This window comes from Glutamicibacter sp. MNS18, assembly GCF_026107515.2.
GTDB lineage: Bacteria > Actinomycetota > Actinomycetes > Actinomycetales > Micrococcaceae > Glutamicibacter.
In genome coordinates, this window is sequence record NZ_JAPCHW010000003.1 from 36,659 (window position 1) to 52,740 (window position 16,082).

General features: G+C 61.5%; 17 protein-coding genes. 8 read left to right on the plus strand and 9 right to left on the minus strand.

All coding sequences use genetic code 11. The features are described from left to right. Positions 1–56: 56 nt before the first annotated feature. From OK351_RS03715 to OK351_RS03740, 6 genes are all read left to right on the plus strand, one after another. A complete protein-coding gene (locus OK351_RS03715) occupies positions 57–842 on the plus strand; it encodes a helix-turn-helix transcriptional regulator (protein WP_371931371.1) in 786 nt (261 codons plus the stop codon). Then, positions 839–2,299 carry a Fe-S cluster assembly protein SufB gene (gene sufB, locus OK351_RS03720; RefSeq protein WP_265156012.1) on the plus strand — a complete coding sequence of 487 codons (1,461 nt, stop codon included), beginning with the start codon at positions 839–841 and terminating at the stop codon, positions 2,297–2,299. Before OK351_RS03715 ends, sufB begins: the two co-directional genes overlap by 4 nt. A 2-nt stretch (positions 2,300–2,301) precedes the next feature. Continuing rightward, positions 2,302–3,579 (plus strand): Fe-S cluster assembly protein SufD, encoded by a 1,278-nt coding sequence (gene sufD / locus OK351_RS03725; RefSeq protein WP_265156013.1) that lies wholly within the window; start codon positions 2,302–2,304, stop codon positions 3,577–3,579. A 48-nt stretch (positions 3,580–3,627) separates the two neighbouring features. Then, positions 3,628–4,386: a Fe-S cluster assembly ATPase SufC gene (sufC, locus tag OK351_RS03730; RefSeq protein WP_265156014.1), complete on the plus strand. Its 759-nt coding sequence runs from the start codon at positions 3,628–3,630 to the stop codon at positions 4,384–4,386. Between the two features lie 10 nt (positions 4,387–4,396). After that, complete coding sequence (locus OK351_RS03735) at positions 4,397–4,741, plus strand: metal-sulfur cluster assembly factor (RefSeq protein WP_265156015.1); 345 nt, start codon at positions 4,397–4,399, stop codon at positions 4,739–4,741. Between the two features lie 212 nt (positions 4,742–4,953). Continuing rightward, positions 4,954–5,298 (plus strand): metal-sulfur cluster assembly factor, encoded by a 345-nt coding sequence (locus tag OK351_RS03740; protein ID WP_265156017.1) that lies wholly within the window; start codon positions 4,954–4,956, stop codon positions 5,296–5,298. On the opposite strand, the gene OK351_RS03745 is transcribed toward OK351_RS03740, so the two are convergent. The 6 genes from OK351_RS03745 to OK351_RS03770 form a co-directional block, all read right to left on the minus strand. Next, positions 5,295–6,473: a thiolase family protein gene (locus OK351_RS03745; protein WP_265156018.1), complete on the minus strand. Its 1,179-nt coding sequence runs from the start codon at positions 6,471–6,473 to the stop codon at positions 5,295–5,297. The two genes, OK351_RS03740 and OK351_RS03745, sit on opposite strands and share 4 nt — an antisense overlap. Further along, the gene (locus tag OK351_RS03750) at positions 6,470–7,960 is read right to left on the minus strand and encodes a class I adenylate-forming enzyme family protein (protein ID WP_265156019.1); all 1,491 of its coding nucleotides are present in this window, start codon (positions 7,958–7,960) and stop codon (positions 6,470–6,472) included. The genes OK351_RS03745 and OK351_RS03750 overlap by 4 nt, the downstream gene beginning before the upstream one ends. A gap of 5 nt (positions 7,961–7,965) precedes the next feature. After that, entirely contained in the window at positions 7,966–8,586 is a 621-nt protein-coding gene (locus OK351_RS03755) for a biotin transporter BioY (RefSeq protein ID WP_265156020.1), read from the minus strand. A 37-nt stretch (positions 8,587–8,623) separates the two neighbouring features. Continuing rightward, on the minus strand, positions 8,624–9,226 hold the full coding sequence (locus OK351_RS03760) for an energy-coupling factor transporter transmembrane component T family protein (RefSeq protein WP_265156021.1): 603 nt from the start codon (positions 9,224–9,226) through the stop codon (positions 8,624–8,626). After that, the gene (locus OK351_RS03765) at positions 9,223–9,951 is read right to left on the minus strand and encodes an energy-coupling factor ABC transporter ATP-binding protein (protein WP_265156022.1); all 729 of its coding nucleotides are present in this window, start codon (positions 9,949–9,951) and stop codon (positions 9,223–9,225) included. Before OK351_RS03765 ends, OK351_RS03760 begins: the two co-directional genes overlap by 4 nt. Before the next feature lie 227 nt (positions 9,952–10,178). After that, positions 10,179–10,892: a LysE family translocator gene (locus OK351_RS03770; protein WP_265156023.1), complete on the minus strand. Its 714-nt coding sequence runs from the start codon at positions 10,890–10,892 to the stop codon at positions 10,179–10,181. A 157-nt stretch (positions 10,893–11,049) separates the two neighbouring features. Here OK351_RS03770 and OK351_RS03775 point away from each other — a divergent pair, with 157 nt between their 5' ends. Next, complete coding sequence (locus OK351_RS03775) at positions 11,050–11,496, plus strand: Lrp/AsnC family transcriptional regulator (RefSeq protein ID WP_265156024.1); 447 nt, start codon at positions 11,050–11,052, stop codon at positions 11,494–11,496. Here OK351_RS03775 and OK351_RS03780 read toward each other — a convergent pair. Beyond that, positions 11,468–12,679 (minus strand): MFS transporter, encoded by a 1,212-nt coding sequence (locus OK351_RS03780; protein WP_265156025.1) that lies wholly within the window; start codon positions 12,677–12,679, stop codon positions 11,468–11,470. The two genes, OK351_RS03775 and OK351_RS03780, sit on opposite strands and share 29 nt — an antisense overlap. Before the next feature lie 295 nt (positions 12,680–12,974). Here OK351_RS03780 and OK351_RS03785 point away from each other — a divergent pair, with 295 nt between their 5' ends. Continuing rightward, positions 12,975–13,904 carry a CPBP family intramembrane glutamic endopeptidase gene (locus OK351_RS03785; protein ID WP_265156026.1) on the plus strand — a complete coding sequence of 310 codons (930 nt, stop codon included), beginning with the start codon at positions 12,975–12,977 and terminating at the stop codon, positions 13,902–13,904. Positions 13,905–13,933: 29 nt separating this feature from the next. On the opposite strand, the gene OK351_RS03790 is transcribed toward OK351_RS03785, so the two are convergent. Next, complete coding sequence (locus OK351_RS03790; RefSeq protein WP_265156027.1) at positions 13,934–14,083, minus strand: hypothetical protein; 150 nt, start codon at positions 14,081–14,083, stop codon at positions 13,934–13,936. A gap of 567 nt (positions 14,084–14,650) precedes the next feature. Then, positions 14,651–16,021: a tyrosine-type recombinase/integrase gene (locus tag OK351_RS03795; protein WP_265156028.1), complete on the minus strand. Its 1,371-nt coding sequence runs from the start codon at positions 16,019–16,021 to the stop codon at positions 14,651–14,653. Between the last annotated feature and the right edge of the window lie 61 nt (positions 16,022–16,082).

Below are 16,082 nucleotides of genomic sequence, written 5' to 3' on the forward strand. Positions count from 1 at the left end.
CCTTAGTAAGTCCTTCCTTACTAGACCAATCGGTTAAATATGGTCATGCTTGTGTTGTGTATTCATCTAAAGCAAACTCGGTCGGCGAAGCGCCGGCAAAGGTAGTGGGCGCGATTGGGGATACCGAAGAACGGACTCGCGACCGCGTGCTGTATGCCGTCCTGGAGGACGGGCCGGTCAGTGCCGCGGAGCTGGGAAAGACCCTTGGGTTTACCCCGGCTGCCGTTCGACGCCACCTCGACGCCCTGTCAAAGGCTGGGCTGGTAGAGGTCAAGCTCGTTGCGAACCAGAAGTCGGGTGCCGGTCGCCCGTCGCGACGGTATGTTCTGTCCCACCGTGGGCAGACCAAACTGGGCAATGACTATCTGGACATTGCCACGCTGGCTCTGAAGGAGCTGGGTGAAGCTGCCGGCGAGGACGCGATTCGCGAATTCGCCCGGCGCCGCTTCGAAGATATGGAAAAGCGGTATTCCAAGGCCCTGGAAGGGGTCGAGGGATTGGAGGAACGGGCCGAGGTATTGGGCGAATTGCTCAATGTTGACGGCTTCGTCGGGTATTCCCGAGCCGTGGACACGAAACTGCCCACGGAAATGATGCGCAGCGTCCAGCTGTGCCAGGGGCATTGCCCCATCCAAGACTTGGCACGTGAGTTCCCGGTGTTTTGCGACACCGAAACGGAAATGTTCGCCCGCCTGCTGGGAGTCGACGTCCGTCGGCTATCCACATTGGCGAGCGGGGGCCACGTGTGCACGACCCACATCCCTGTGGGACGTGAAAAGGCGCCGCGAAGCGCCGAGAAGAGAACTCGAATTCAGTTCACGAAGCAGGAGAGGCCGCGATGACGGATCAGATTGCACATGAGTCTGCCGACCCGGGCGTGATTAACGAAATCCTGGAGAAGAACCCCGAACTCCACGGAATCGGAAATTACGAATACGGTTGGTCAGACAGCGACGAGGCAGGTGCCACCGCCCAGCGCGGCTTGAGCGAGGCCGTCGTTGAGAATATTTCCCGCCTGAAGAGCGAACCGGAGTGGATGCTGAAGCGTCGACTGAAGTCGCTGAAGTACTTCGACCGCAAGCCGATGCCCACCTGGGGTGCGGACTTGTCGGGGATCGACTTCGACAACATCAAGTACTTCGTGCGCTCCACCGAGAAGCAGGCCACCAGCTGGGAAGACCTGCCCGAGGACATCAAGAACACCTATGACAAGCTCGGCATCCCCGAAGCTGAGAAGCAGCGCCTGGTTTCCGGTGTCGCGGCCCAGTACGAATCCGAGGTCGTCTACCACCAGCTGCGCGAGGACCTGGAAGCCCAGGGCGTCATCTTTCTGGATACCGATACCGCGCTGAAGGAACACCCGGAGATTTTCGAGGAGTACTTCGGTACCATCATCCCGGCCGGTGATAACAAGTTCGCGGCGTTGAACACCGCGGTCTGGTCCGGCGGTTCCTTCGTCTACGTCCCCAAGGGCGTCCATGTCGAAATCCCGCTGCAGGCCTACTTCCGCATCAACACCGAGAACATGGGGCAGTTCGAACGCACCCTGATCATCGCGGACGAGGGATCCTACGTCCACTACATCGAGGGTTGCACCGCACCGATCTACCAGTCCGACTCGCTGCACTCGGCAGTGGTCGAGATCCTGGTGAAGAAGAACGCCCGCGTTCGCTACACCACGATCCAGAACTGGTCGAACAACGTGTACAACCTGGTGACCAAGCGTGCCGTCTGCGAAGAGGGCGCCACCATGGAGTGGGTCGATGGCAATATCGGCTCCAAGGTCACCATGAAGTACCCTGCCGTCTACCTGGTCGGCGAACACGCCAAGGGCGAGACCCTGTCCATCGCCTTCGCCGGCGAGGGCCAGCACCAGGACACCGGTTCCAAGATGGTGCACATCGCCCCGAACACCTCCAGCGCCATCGTGGCCAAGTCGGTGGCCCGTAATGGCGGCCGTTCGGCCTACCGCGGCCTGGTCCAGGTGCGCGAAGGCGCCAAGGGCACGAAGAACTCGGTGGTGTGCGACGCGCTGCTGGTTGACCAGATCTCGCGTTCGGATACCTATCCGTACATCGACGTGCGCGAGGACGACGTCACCATGGGCCACGAGGCCACCGTCTCGCGTGTTTCCGAAGAACAGCTGTTCTACCTGCAGTCCCGCGGCCTGGCCGAGGACGAGGCCATGGCGATGATCGTGCGCGGCTTCGTTGAGCCGATTGCCCGTGAGCTGCCGATGGAATACGCACTGGAACTGAACCGCCTCATTGAACTGCAGATGGAAGGATCGGTCGGTTAAGCATGTCCGAGACCACTACCCATATTCCCGACGAGAAGGCCCGCATTGGCGCCCCTTCGATTCCGGGCTTCACCGAAGAGGGCGAGAACCTTTCGCCGCTGAACGAAGCCGCCGCTCCACTTTCCGGTGATTCCGTCAAGGGTCACAGCCACGGTGGCGGTGTCGGGGTTCCCGACTCCTCCCGTGCCGGACGCCTGCGCAGCTACAACGTCGAAGACTTCACCCCGCTGACCGGGCGTGAAGAGGACTGGCGCTTCACCCCGCTCAAGCGCCTGGGCGGGCTGCACACCGCGGAACTGACCGGACCGGCCCCCAAGGTCGAGCTGAGCGGTGACGAGAAGGTCACCATCACCACCGTGCCGCAGGCCGACAAGCTGCGCGGCGTGGTGGCCACCCCGGATGACCGGGTCTCCGCCAACGCCTGGAAGTACGCTTCCGAGGCGCAGGTGCTGACCATTCCGGCCAATGCCGAAGGCATCAAGTCCCGGCTGACCATTACCGGCCAGTCCATGGACGCCGCGGCCCAGCACATCATCGTGGTGGCCCAGGAGAACTCCGAGGCGACCCTGGTGCTTGACCATGTGGGTTCGGCCGTGCTGGCCCAGAACATCGAGTTCGAGGTCCGTTCCGGTGCCAAGCTGACCGTGGTTTCCCTGCAGGCCTGGGAAGACACCGCCATCCACGCCTCCAGCCAGCAGTCTGCCGTGGCCAAGGATGCCTACTTCAAGCACGTGGTCATCACCTTCGGTGGCGATCTGGTGCGCGTGAACCCCTCGGCACGCTTTACCGGGGAACACGCCGAAGTGGAGCTGTACGGGCTGTACTTCGCCGACGCCGGCCAGCACCTGGAACACCGCCTGCTGGTGGACCACAACCTGCCGAACTGCAAGTCCAACGTGTTGTACAAGGGCGCGCTGCAGGGCGATGGGGCACACACCGTATGGGTGGGTGACGTGCTGATCCGCAAGGAGGCACCGGGAACCGACTCGTACGAGGCCAACCGCAACCTGGTACTCACCGACGGCACCCGTGCCGACTCGGTGCCCAACCTGGAAATCGAAACCGGCTTGATCGATGGTGCCGGGCACGCATCGACCACCGGGCGCTTCGATGACGAGCACCTGTTCTACCTGATGAGCCGCGGTATCGATGAGAAGACCGCACGCCGTCTGGTGGTGCGCGGCTTCCTGAACGAGATCGTGCAGCAGATCCGCGACGAGGAGCTCGAAGCGCGCTTGAACGACATCATCGAAGAGGAACTGGCCGTCACCAACAGCTAGTTGGCCCGGACAATTCGAAAGCTTTTAGACACAGAAACGGAACGACGTATGTCTACTCTGGAAATCAAGGACCTGCACGTCTCGATCGACACCGAGCAGGGCGAGAAGGAAATCCTCAAGGGTGTTTCGCTGGTGATCAACACCAACGAAACCCACGCCATCATGGGCCCGAACGGTTCGGGCAAGTCCACCCTGGCCTCGACCATTGCCGGCCACCCACGCTACAACGTGACCTCCGGTTCGATCACCCTCGACGGTGAAGACGTGCTGGAAATGAGCGTCGACGAGCGCGCCAAGGCCGGCCTGTTCCTGGCCATGCAGTACCCGGTCGAGGTCCCAGGCGTGTCCATGACCAACTTCCTGCGCACCGCCAAGACCGCGATCGACGGCGAGGCCCCGAAGCTGCGGACCTGGACCAAGGATGTCAAGGCCGCCATGGAGCAGCTGAAGATCGACGCCGATTTCGCCCAGCGCAATGTGAACGAGGGTTTCTCCGGTGGCGAGAAGAAGCGCGTCGAGATCCTGCAGCTGGAACTGTTCAAGCCGACGTTCGCGGTGCTGGATGAGACCGACTCGGGCCTGGACGTGGATGCGCTGAAGGTTGTCTCCGAGGGTGTCAACCGCGCCCAGGACGAGAACGAGATGGGTGTCCTGCTGATCACCCACTACACCCGGATCCTGCGTTACATCAAGCCGGATCACGTACACGTCTTCGTCGATGGCAAGATCGCCGAACAGGGTGGGCCGGAACTGGCCGACCGCCTGGAAGATGAAGGTTACGACCGCTACCTGAACGTCACGGCCTAGGGAAACAACCATGAGCGAATCAACACAAGCACAGCAGGGATCGGCAGTGACCCCGCTGGATGAAGTCGAGGAAGCGCTCAAGGATGTTATTGACCCCGAACTCGGTGTCAATATCGTCGACTTGGGTCTGCTCTATGGTCTGAAGTACGCGGAAGACGGCGTACTGCTGATCGACATGACCCTGACGACCGCAGCCTGCCCGCTCACCGACATCATCGAGGAGCAGGTGGCCTCGACGCTCGAAAGCGTGGTTGACGAGCACCGCCTGAACTGGGTCTGGATGCCACCATGGGGTCCGGAGAAGATCACCGATGATGGACGTGACCAGATGCGAGCCCTCGGGTTCAACATCTAGGAACCATCCTGCAACAACCTGCCGGCCAGGCAATGGACACTCCCGTGCCCTTTGCCTGGCCGGCCTGGTCGTTAACCCCGTGTCTGGTGGAAAAGTACGTGAAAAATTCCGCGCCATGTGGCGATCCACTATACGAATCACCGATAGCGTGCGTATAGTGTAGCGTAATGCCATAAGGTAGACCTAAATCCATGAGTGTTTCGGAGTAGCTGATGACAGACGCATCGCAAATCAGGACCAGCCGCATCACCCGGCCGGTTGAACAGATCCGTGAAGCGCTCATGGAGGTGATCGACCCCGAGCTGGGGGTGAATATCGTGGATCTGGGCCTGGTCTACGGTTTGCGCCACGGCGATGACTCGGTGCTGACCATTGACATGACGTTGACCACCGCGGCCTGCCCGTTAACCGAGATTATCGAGGAACAGGTGGCCTCGGCGCTCAAGGACCTGGTGCACACCTACCACTTGAACTGGGTATGGCTTCCACCCTGGGGCCCGGAGAAGATCACCGAGGACGGACGCGAACAGATGCGCGCCCTGGGATTCAACCTCTAGGGCAGATCTCCGTCCAGATCCAGGCCTTCGAATCCCACGGCGGTACCGGTGCCACCGGCAGCGGCCATGAGCGCGACGACGCTCTGGCCATGCAATCGCTGTTGGCGGGCCTGCCAATACAGTCGTGTGGCCAGGATCGCCCCGCTGGCCCCGTACGGGTGTCCCAGGGAGATGGCACCCCCATCACGGTTCACATCCCCGGGATCGATACCCAGCTCGTCCAAACAGGCCAGTGCCTGCACCGCGAAGGCCTCGTTGAATTCCACCAGCCGGGGCGTATGCCGGAAATGGTCCGGCCGCAAGCGGGCCAGTCGACGATAGGCCGGGACCGCAGCCATTCCCAGCAGTTGCGGATCGTAACCGCCATGTGCAGCGCCCAGGTACCGCAGGGCGTAACCGGGGGACAATGAATGCAACATCTCGTGCCCGACCAACAACACCGCGGCGGCGCCGTCATTGATCGGGCAGCAGTTACCGGCCGTCACCGTGCCAGCGGCACGAAAGACCGGGCGCAGGGCCGCGAGCTTCTCGGCAGTCAGGTTCTTCCGCGGGCAGCCATCGGCGGCGTACAGGCCCCGGATGGTCTGTACCGGCACCAGTTCGTTGTCGAAGATCCCGGATTGCTGGGCGGCCAATGCCCGGTGATGGCTTTGCAGGGCGAACAGGTCCTGCCGCTCACGGCTGATGCCGTAGCGTTCGGCGATGTTCTCCGCTGCCTGGCCCATATCCGGATCGGGGTCCGGGGCCGGGGTGAAGCGGGCCCGTGAGTACCGGCGCACCGGTTCCATGGGGTCGTTGGGGCGGGTGAGTCGCCAGGGGGCGGTGCTGGAGCTTTCGGTACCGCCGGCAATCACCGCATGGGCTTCACCGGAGGCGATCATCCGTGCCGCGGTGGCAATGGCATCCAGTCCACTGGCGCATTGGGCATCAAGGCTGGTAGCGGGCACCGAATCGGGCAGTTGGCTGGCCAGCACGGATACCCGGGCGATATTGCCGCCGGGGCCGGCGGCATTTCCCAGGAACACGTGGTCGATATCGGGGATGCTGATGCCGCTGTCCTCAAGGACCGCATCGATGGCCAGCGCCGCCAGCCGTTCGGCACCCACGTCCAGGAACTGCTTGCCGGCACGCATCACCGGGGTGCGTCGGGCCGCGACCAGGTAGACGGGATTCACCGCAGCACGACCCGTGTGGCCTGCTGCCCGGCATGCGCCTCCAGCAGCCGGCTGGTGGAGATCTTCCCGCTGTTGGTCATTGGCCAATGATCCAGCAAGGCCAGCTCATGCGGGATCTTGTATTTGGGCAGCTGGTGATGCAGAAGATCCAACAACAGTTGTGGATTGCGCCGGTCACCCAAGTCGGCGGCGAGCAGGAAAGCCACCAGCCGCGCCTCTCCGGAGGGATCCGAGGCCAGCAGCAGGCGGCTTTCGGTAACGCCCAGGGCCCGGGCGAGAGCCTCTCCGACTTCCGAGGGGTGCAGGTTGTTTCCGCCGAGGTTGATCATTCCACCGGCACGGCCCGCCATCTGCAGGATGCCGCGGGCGTAGCTCCCATGATCCTGGACGCTCACCCTGCGTCCGCGTCGCCGGAAGGACTCCGTGCTGCTGTGGTGGTAGTCGCTGGCGAGCATGGGACTGTGCACGAAAATCTCGCCGATCCCCGTCTGGGGATTGGCCTGGTGGATTTGGATATCCACTCCCGGGAACGAGCGTCCGGTGAAACCCGCGGAGCGGGGCAATGCCGCATCGGCGGATGTGCGGTAGGCGATCAGGCTGTGTTCGCTGGTGCCGTAGTATTCGACGACGTCCTGGACCGGGGCCAGGGCCTCGTAGGCATCGCGTAATGCCGGGGACAGGGCCTCGCCTCCACAGATGACGAACTGCAGGGAGTTGAGCTGCTGCCGGTGCTCGGCAAGAAGCCTGCCAAGGATCGAGGGGACCGCCACCACCCGGGTGCACTCGTACCGTGCCAGCAGGGTACTTACCGCGCTGGAGTCCCATTTGCCGGTCAACAGGGCCGTTCCGCCGGTGGTGATGCTCTCGACGGCGGCATACAGGCTGAGCCCGTGGGCCAGCGGACCGGGTACCAGGGTCACCTGCGAGGCCGTGGCATGCAGGATTCGCGTACCCACCCGCAGTGATGCCTGCCAGGAGGCCCGGGAACGGCAGATGGCCTTGGGGGAGGTCGTGGTTCCGGAAGTGAACACGACCATCAGCTCGTGGTCCGAATCGATATGCTCGGGGGCCACGAACACGTCCGTCCCGCCATGGCGCACCACCGAATGCCGTTCGACCTCGGGTGCCAGTTCGCCGACCAGCGGTGTGGTCCGTGCCCCGCAGATGATCTGTTCCAGGCCCAGGTCGGCGATCACCGTCCGCAGCCGCAAATCCGGCCATACCGGGTCCAGGATAACCACGCTGGTGCCGCTCAAGGCCCCGGCGTAGTATCCGGCGATCAGGTCAACCGGGTTGCTGGCCAGCAGTCCCACGCGGCTGGGCTGGCCGGAGCGGGCCCTGGTATGGGCGCCCCGGCCGATCCTCACGGCCAGGTCCCACGCGGTGGCGTACAGCTGTCCATAGGTCAGCGTTTCGGTGGGAGTGATCAGCGCCGCTTTGGCCGGATGGTTCAGGGTGCGCTGATGCAGTGTAGCGGCAAGTTCCATGGATCCTATTTCATCAGACCCGAGTAGCTTCGGTGCACGGTGACAGCCACGGCGGTGGTAATTCCTGCCTTGATCAAGTCACCGGGCAGGAATCCGAGCGAACCGATGGCCGAAGTGCCCATGGGGATTCCGGCGACCATGGCGGTCCAGGGGATTCCGAAGGCGTAAATCACCAGGACGCCACCGATGACGGCGGAAAGGAACCCGGCGACCAGCCTGGCGGCCTTGCTGCGGCGGGAGAGCACCCAGTACTTGTACAGCACTCCGATCACCAGGGAACCGGCGATGAAGCCGATCAGGTAGCCACCGGTCGGGCCGGCGAACACGCCCAAGCCGCCGCGACCGCCGGACAGGAGCGGCAATCCGGCAGCGACCAGGGCAACAAAGGTGAGCGTGGCGAGCATTCCGCGAACTGGTCCGAGCATCGCACCGGCCAGCATCACTCCCATGGTCTGCAGGGTAATGGGAACCGGGATCAGGCCCAATGTGATGGGAGGGACCAGGCCCATGGCGGCGATCATCGCGGCGAAGACCGCAACCAGCACGGTGTCCTTGGTGGCGCTGGAGGTGCCGGCTGCACCGGTGACGGGGATTTCGGGGGAACTCTCTAGTGGTTTGCTGTGCATGGTGGGTCCTAGGGAAATGTGGTGGTTGGTGTGATGGCTACGGTGTGGTGGTGCTGTCGTATCCCCTGGCATCCAGGGCTTCTGCCGTTTCCTCGGCGATGCGCAAGGAGCGGATGACCAGGGGTACCGCGACCGCCAGGGGGTTGTTGTGAAGGCCACGGGCAAATTGCGCCTCGCGGACTTCCAGGTAGACGCGTTTGAGTTCGGGAATGAAGCGTACAGCCAGGGCCAATCCGAGGGAGATCTGGGCGGGATTCGCTCCCAGGTATTTCAGCGGCGAGGCCACCTTCTGGAACAGCTCAAGCATTTGATCGAAGGTGGTGCTCAGGCTGACGGTGTAGGCGAAGATGCACAGGGTCAGCAGCCGTAGCGCGGCCACGGCTCCTTGTTCCCATCCCGTTTGTATACCGAGGAGCACCCAGATGATGCCGACGATGACCAGCAGCGAGACAAGGGGCCACAGTAACTGCCTCAGTGCCACCTTCGCGGAGAGGAGCAACGCGATGGAGACCAGCAGGGCAACGGCCAATGGCTGCCAATGGCCGACCAGGTAGAGCCCGATACTGACCAGCAGCAAGACGGCGAACTTGGCCCCGGCCGGAACCAAGGCAAGCCACGAATCGTTCTTGGCCGCAATCACTGGGCGCTCCAGTGACGGTAGAAGTCCACCGCATCGCCCGGCGCCCCGTCGAATCCGATCCGTCCGTCGGTGACCACCAGAACCCGGTCGAAGTCTTCAAGAACCTCCAGGTCGTGGGTGACCACGATGGCCTGCTGGTTCAATCCGTTGATTTCCTTCTGGAAGCGAAGCCTGTTCCGTAGGTCCAGCATGGTGGTGGGTTCGTCGAAGATGATGACACGGGGATCCATGGCCAGGACCGCCGCGAGTGCGACCATCTGTTGTTCCCCTCCGGACAGCGTGTGGCTTTCACGTTCGGCCAGATGGGCGATGCCGAGTTCCTCAAGTGTCTGGTCGACCTTGCGCAGCCGTTCGGAGGCTGCGAGGCCCAGGTTCTTCAAACCGAAGGAGATGTCATCGCGCACCAATGGCATGATGATCTGGTTGGCGGGATTCTGGAAGACGAATCCCACGTCCCGTCGAATCCTCTTCGCTGCCCGCGCAGTCGTGAAATTCCCGACCTGCACGGTACCGCTGTTGGGAAGAACCAGTCCGTTCAGCAAACGCACCAAAGTGGACTTTCCCGCCCCATTCGGTCCGATGATTCCAATGCGTGGTTCGTTCAGGGAAACCGTGATGTCCTCGAGAATTACCTTGCCTGCCCGCAATACCGTGATTTTCTCCAGATGGATGCCGGGAACGGTCACGGAACTGGTTTGGCCTGCGGCCTTCGGGCTGGCTTGCATGGTGGGTTCTTTTCGGTCGGCTAGCAACGGGGGATCGGTGCCTTCTGGCACGTTCCATTGAGCATACTTGATCACTGTTCAATTGTCTTGATCGGTGTTCAATTCTACGTCATATTCTGGCAAAATCCCGAGTCGCGGCCTCGGGGTAGATGCTGGATTGACGTGCCTAACGAACCACTGCCCGAGCAACAGGCTCGGGCAGTGGTTCGTGGGCAGGGGAAAACTGGTTAGGGCAGTATGACCTGCTCGATCACAAGCCCGGCGGATAGGCAGATCATAATCAGCCCACTGAGCAAGGTGACCAGCCTGGCTGCCAGTGGCCGGCTGCGCAGCAGGATGCGTGCGGCCATCGCCACACCGAAGTAGACGAGAATCGAAACCGCAAAGTGCATCAGGCCCAAGGTAGCGGTTTGTACAGGCAGCGGCCAGGGGGATTCCCGGGAGATGAACTGCGGGATCAAAGCCACGTAAAGCAACAGGGCCTTGGGGTTCGTTGCGCTGGTAAGCAGGCCCTTGAGGAAATCCGCGCGCGTGGTCGTGGCGGTAGTGGTAACGAGTGCCACCGAACCGGTTGCCGGTGCGTGATGATTGCCTGTGCGCGAGCCGGAGTCGGTGCGTGCATCGGGCTCACGAACCGTCGCGCCGTCACGGAAGCTCGCCGCCTTCCATCCGCGCAGTGTGCTGATGCCAAGCCAGAACAGGTAGATCGCTCCGGCTGCGGTGAGCCAGGACAGCAACCAAGGGGAGCCGGCGACGACAGCGGCTATCCCGCACGCGACCAACGCGGTGTGGAAGAGATAGCCACTGAGTAATCCGAGTACCGCAGGAATAAAGGTCCGTTTCGAGATGGCGGAAGAAATGATGTAGGCCCAATCAGCACCAGGCGTGCAGGCCAATGTCAGGGAGACCAGGGCGAAACCGGTAAAGAGCGAGAGTTCCAAGGTGTTCTCCAATCGCAGTAGCTAGTGGTGCCAACTGTATGGAACAACGGGAGAAATGTGCTTGCCGAATTTCGTGCTGAATTGATGATATGGGCAAAAATATTTGAACGAATGACGGATTTCAAGATTTTTATTGCCCATCGGCTAGTCTTGACGCATGGATCAACTAGACCGTGCAATTCTCGCCGAGCTTCAATCGGACGGACGTATCAGCGCGACGGCCTTGGCCGAGCGTGTGGGGTTGACCGTCGCACCTTGCCACAGGCGGATCCGCGACCTGGAGCGAGAACAGGTCATAACCGGATATCAGGCGGTGATTGATCCGCAAAAAGTCGGCTTGTCCTTCGAGGCGCTCGTCTTCGTGACCCTGAAGAACCGGTCTGAAATGAAGGACTTCGAAGCCGCCGTGGAACAGGTGACCTTCATCGTCGAGGCGCAACGGCTCTTCGGGGAACCCGATTTCCTGCTGCGTGTCTATGCCGCGGACCTGCCCAGCTACCAGCAGCTCTATGACGAGGTGCTGGTGGAATTGCCCGGTGTCGAAAAGCTGACCAGCACGATCGTGATGCGGAATATCAAGGAGCGGAAGACGCTGCCGGTCTAAGGGTTCTGGTGCTACGGCCGGCGATCGGGGTGATAAGCAGCGAACCGAGCAAAACGGCCGCGGCAAGCCACAATGCCGTCAGGACCGACAGGTAATCCGCGAGGAAACCGATCAGCGGCGGGCCGCTGAGCATTGCGCCATATCCGAAGGTGCTGATGATGCTGACCGCACGCGGGCCGAGATGCTCCGAGCGTGATGCGGCGATGGACATGCCCACCGGGAATCCCAGCGAGCTACCCAATCCCCAGAGCAACGCTCCGGCCGCGATAACGGGCATGTCCGAGCCGGTGATGAACAGCGTGACACCGATCAGGCCGACGCTTCCCATCAGGAGCAGAGCGGGTACCGCGCCGAGCTTGTCCACCACACGACCACCGGTGAAGCGGCCCAAGGTCATGGCACCCACAAAAATCGTGAACACCAGTGCGCCGGTTGAGTGGGCCTGGCCGTGGCCGTCATGAGTGGCCACCGCCAGCCAGTCGTTGGCTGCACCCTCGGTGAAGCTGAGTCCGGCCACCATGAGCCCCAGCAACAGGAGCATGTATCTGGGGTGGTGGGCCGCTGCGGGCTGCGTCGTCGGGGGCCGTGGTCGCTGAATGTGTGCTTCGTGGCTGATCAAGCGAACCGACCAGAGCGTCAATCCGGACATCAGCAGTACCACCACCCCGAAATGCCAGATGGTGTACCACTGCATGCCGATGGTCATCGTCGCCAAGCCGGCACCGATCAACGTGCCCAGACTGAAGAATCCGTGAAGCGAGGGAAGGATGCTGTGCCCAAGACGCCGTTCCACACCGGCCCCGTAGACATTCATGGTGACATCCAGGATCCCGAAAAGTACACCACCTGCGAACAAGGTCAGATAGGCGGTTTCCGGGGTCCGCATGACCGAGACGGCGACCCCGAGGGCAATCAGGCTCAGTGCCAGGGCGAAAGGCAGGTAGGTCAGCAGGTGACGGGTGGGTAACCGGCGAATCAATGCCGGAGCCACGCCCAGGCCCAGTAGTGATCCCGCGGTCATGCATGCAAGGAAGGCGCCCAGGCCCGTGCCGGTGAAGCCGAAAACGTCATTGATGACCGATAGGCGCCCGGCCCACGACGCGAACCACAGCCCAGCCAGCAGAAACACCAGGCTGATGCCCAAGCGTTCGCCGGTGAAGCGGCGCGCTGGTGCGGTGGTCACGGTCATTGGCAAACCTTCCCTAATAACTACAGTACTTTGATTTTATCGTAGATCCCGGGCCTTGACTTCGAAAAGTGGTCCACCGAACCGCGAATTGGGTAACTGTTGAGCTTGGCCACAAGTCCCGCACAGCTTGCACCGGCCATCTGTTGGAAACGAGTGGCAGCCGGTGTTGGTCGATAGCGGTTCAATTGCGTCCGGAACCCGTCTGCCACTCGTGTGTCTTGTTGCATCGGCGATTGATGCCGTTAGGGTGAAAGGGCACGTAGTTGGGACTGACGACAGGTTTGGTGGCTTGAAAACAAGCAAGGTGCAATGGCTGGTGCCGATTCTTTGGTTCGTGGTCCTGAGCATGGGGTTGGCCTGGGTTGTCGCCTTACCACTGTGGATGGGTGAGGGATTGTTGCACCCGCAATTCGTGTGGATTGCAACGATCATGATGTGGACTCCGGCCATCGCCGCCCTGATCGTTACTCTCTTCCAGCGCCAGCTCAGGGGGTTTGCCCGCGATGTGGGTCTATGGCCGGTGCGACCCGTCGGCCGATTCCTCCTCGGAGTCCTGCTGGGCGTGCTCATACCCTTGGCCCTGATCTTCCAGGCGCTGTTCGTGGGTGATGCGATCGGCGTGTACCCGGCCGATTTCGAGCATATGGTCGGGGTGCGGATCCTTGCCGGTAGTGACGGCGTCGCCAAGTTCTTGGCCCTGCAATTCAGTTTTGTGGTCCTGGGCGGATTCCTCAATGCGTTGCCCGCGCTGGGGGAGGAAATCGGTTGGCGAGGCTGGCTTTGGCCACGGCTGCTCAGGCTCGGAGCTGTTCCGGCGATCGTGCTTTCCGGGGTGATCTGGGGCGTTTGGCATGCACCGTTGCTGCTCCTGGGGTACAACTATCCCTACTCATCAGGCCCCATGTCCCTGGTTTACATGTCGGGTATGTGCATCGTGCTTGGTGCGTTTTTGGGCTGGCTGCGGATGTACAGCGCATCGGTCTGGCCGGTGGCGATTGCCCATGGGGTGTTCAACGCGGCAGTGGGCTTCGGCGCCCTGTTCCTGGCTTTTGGCGCCTTCCTGGAGCCCAGCAAGATGACCATCATGGGGTGGAGCGGTTGGCTGCTGCCAGCCGCGGTGATAGCGGTGATGGTGGTATTCGGCGCGTTCAAATCGAAGGGAGCCCCCGCACGGGTCGAGCCCGAGCAGCCGGGAGATTCCCCGGCTGTGGGTGCCTAGGCGATTCGAATTGACGGTCATCCGGGCCGTCACTGCTTCAATTTTGCGCCGGCTATCCAGAGATTGAACACCCTTCGCGGGAGCAACGCGGTCCACGCCAAGTCGCCAGCGTTGCCAAGGATCTCGGCCTCGATGGTCAATTCGGTTTCCAATGTACGGGCGGCGGATTCTGAGCTCATGGCGGAGACCGGAAGCCCCCTGTGCTGATTCTCCTAGAGCAAGCCGGGCACCCGTTAGCCCAATGGCATGGGATTCGAACTCTTCACTCGGACCGTGGCCTTCTACGCACAACAGGGTGATGTGGTCCTAAATTGTCATGTCACTTGCCGCTTCGCAATATGGTTGGCGCTCCAGGTGTGTTCTTCCGCTGGAAACCGAAGGTGGATTGCCGGGGGTAGATCTAGTGTCGTCAGCTGCTACCCACAAGTACATGCGGCGGGAAACTGCCGTTTGCCCCTTTTGAAGCCCGATTGCCGAGCGAGGAATGGTTCGAGGATTTCCTTCAGCTCATTGACCTGTGACCCTGGCAGCGCTGGACTTGTTTCCGTTGGGTAAGCAATGGGTGGTTATGATTTAGGCGAAAGATCGACGCTACTTGACTTGGTGCGTTCCAAGTCAAGTAGCGTTTTATGTACCCCCGGCCGGATTCGAACCGGCGACCTAGAGATTAGAAGTACGTGGTATTTCCGCTAGTTCTAGGGGTTCATCAGCTGGAATCGTACCAACAAAGTACCAACGGGATGCGTCTAGGCTACTGCGTCTAGGCTTTGTGCAATGGCTGCGCCCGAGCCTAGGCCGAGTACTTCGCGCAACTGCACGTCCAGCCGTGCAGCGCTTTCGTTCAGGTCATCTTCAAAGAGATCCCCATAAACATCTAGGGTCATGGTCGCTGACTTATGCCCGGCAATACGCTGTACAACCTTGATATTCGCACCTGCGCTAATGGCGAGAGATACGGCAGTATGACGTAGGTTGTGGAAGGTCGGGGGAATAAAGTCACTATCCCCGAGGCCAAGGGTCATGGGGCTATACACCGTAAGACCCAGCGCGGCCCATACAGGCCGCGTAACTACGCCGGTAACCTCCAGCCCCTCGGTTGTCTGAAAGGCTTTCACGGCGGCCTCTGTGCGCTCTCCGTAGAGAGCGACCAGCCGGAACCCTGTGCCGTCTTGGATGCGCCGTGATTCGCCGGTGATGGCCAATCGGGCATGCAGCGCTGCCACTGCATTGCCCGCGCGCTCTCCAGCATCTGCGTAGATACGATTGCTGAAATTCGACTTATTCAGCCTGTTGCCACGGGGTGAGGCGAAAGCGTAGGCCTCTGCCTCCAGCGTTTGGGTCTTTGCCTCCAGTAACTCGGCCACGTGGGAAGGTATTGGAACGATACGCGCCTCATTGTTTTTGGCTACGCCGGCCTCTACCGCCACTGTGGGGCGCTCTCCGAAGTCCAAGTGTTTGCGGCGTATGGTTGTGGCCTCGCCCCAGCGTAGGCCCGTTAATCCGGTGAATAGCACGAACAGGCGGTATTCGCCGGTGGCATCTGCCAGTCGGACCAGCTGCCTCATGGTGAGGCGCACTTGAGTACGTGACGGGGTGACGGTCGGCGTGGGGATGACACGCCCCGCGCGGTCGCGCGCCGGGTTGAATGAAAGAATGCCCTCGGATACTGCGAAGTCCAGCATGCGCGAAAGTTGTTTCAGCGCCTTGGACTTGGCGGAGTCTGTACCGGGGGAGCCGTCGGCCATTCGGAGGGTAGCCAGCCATTCCTCTACCTCGGCCCGTGTGATTGAAGCGAGGGGGCGATACTCCCAATGAGGTCGCACCCAGCAACGAAAGATCACATCATAGGTCTTGAGCGTATCGGGGGATACGGGGCGCGTGCCTCGCGCCCCCTTTGTCTGGAGGCGCTTTGTCCAAAGGGCGTACAGGCTATCAACGGTTACTCCCTTGGCCTTGGACGGATCAACGTAGATACCGCCACGCTTGCGCGATTCCATATCGGCCTCAAAGGCCTTGGCCTCGGATTTGGTGCCAAAGATTGGCCGCTTACGCTTGCCGTCCGGTGTGTAGTAGTCCACCTGCCAGCGCTTGCCGTCGGTGTGCCTTTTGATTGCCATTGCCCCAAACCTCCCCTTGGTTGTCTTTGGCTGAACGTCGCCGGACGTTCATTAATTCCCC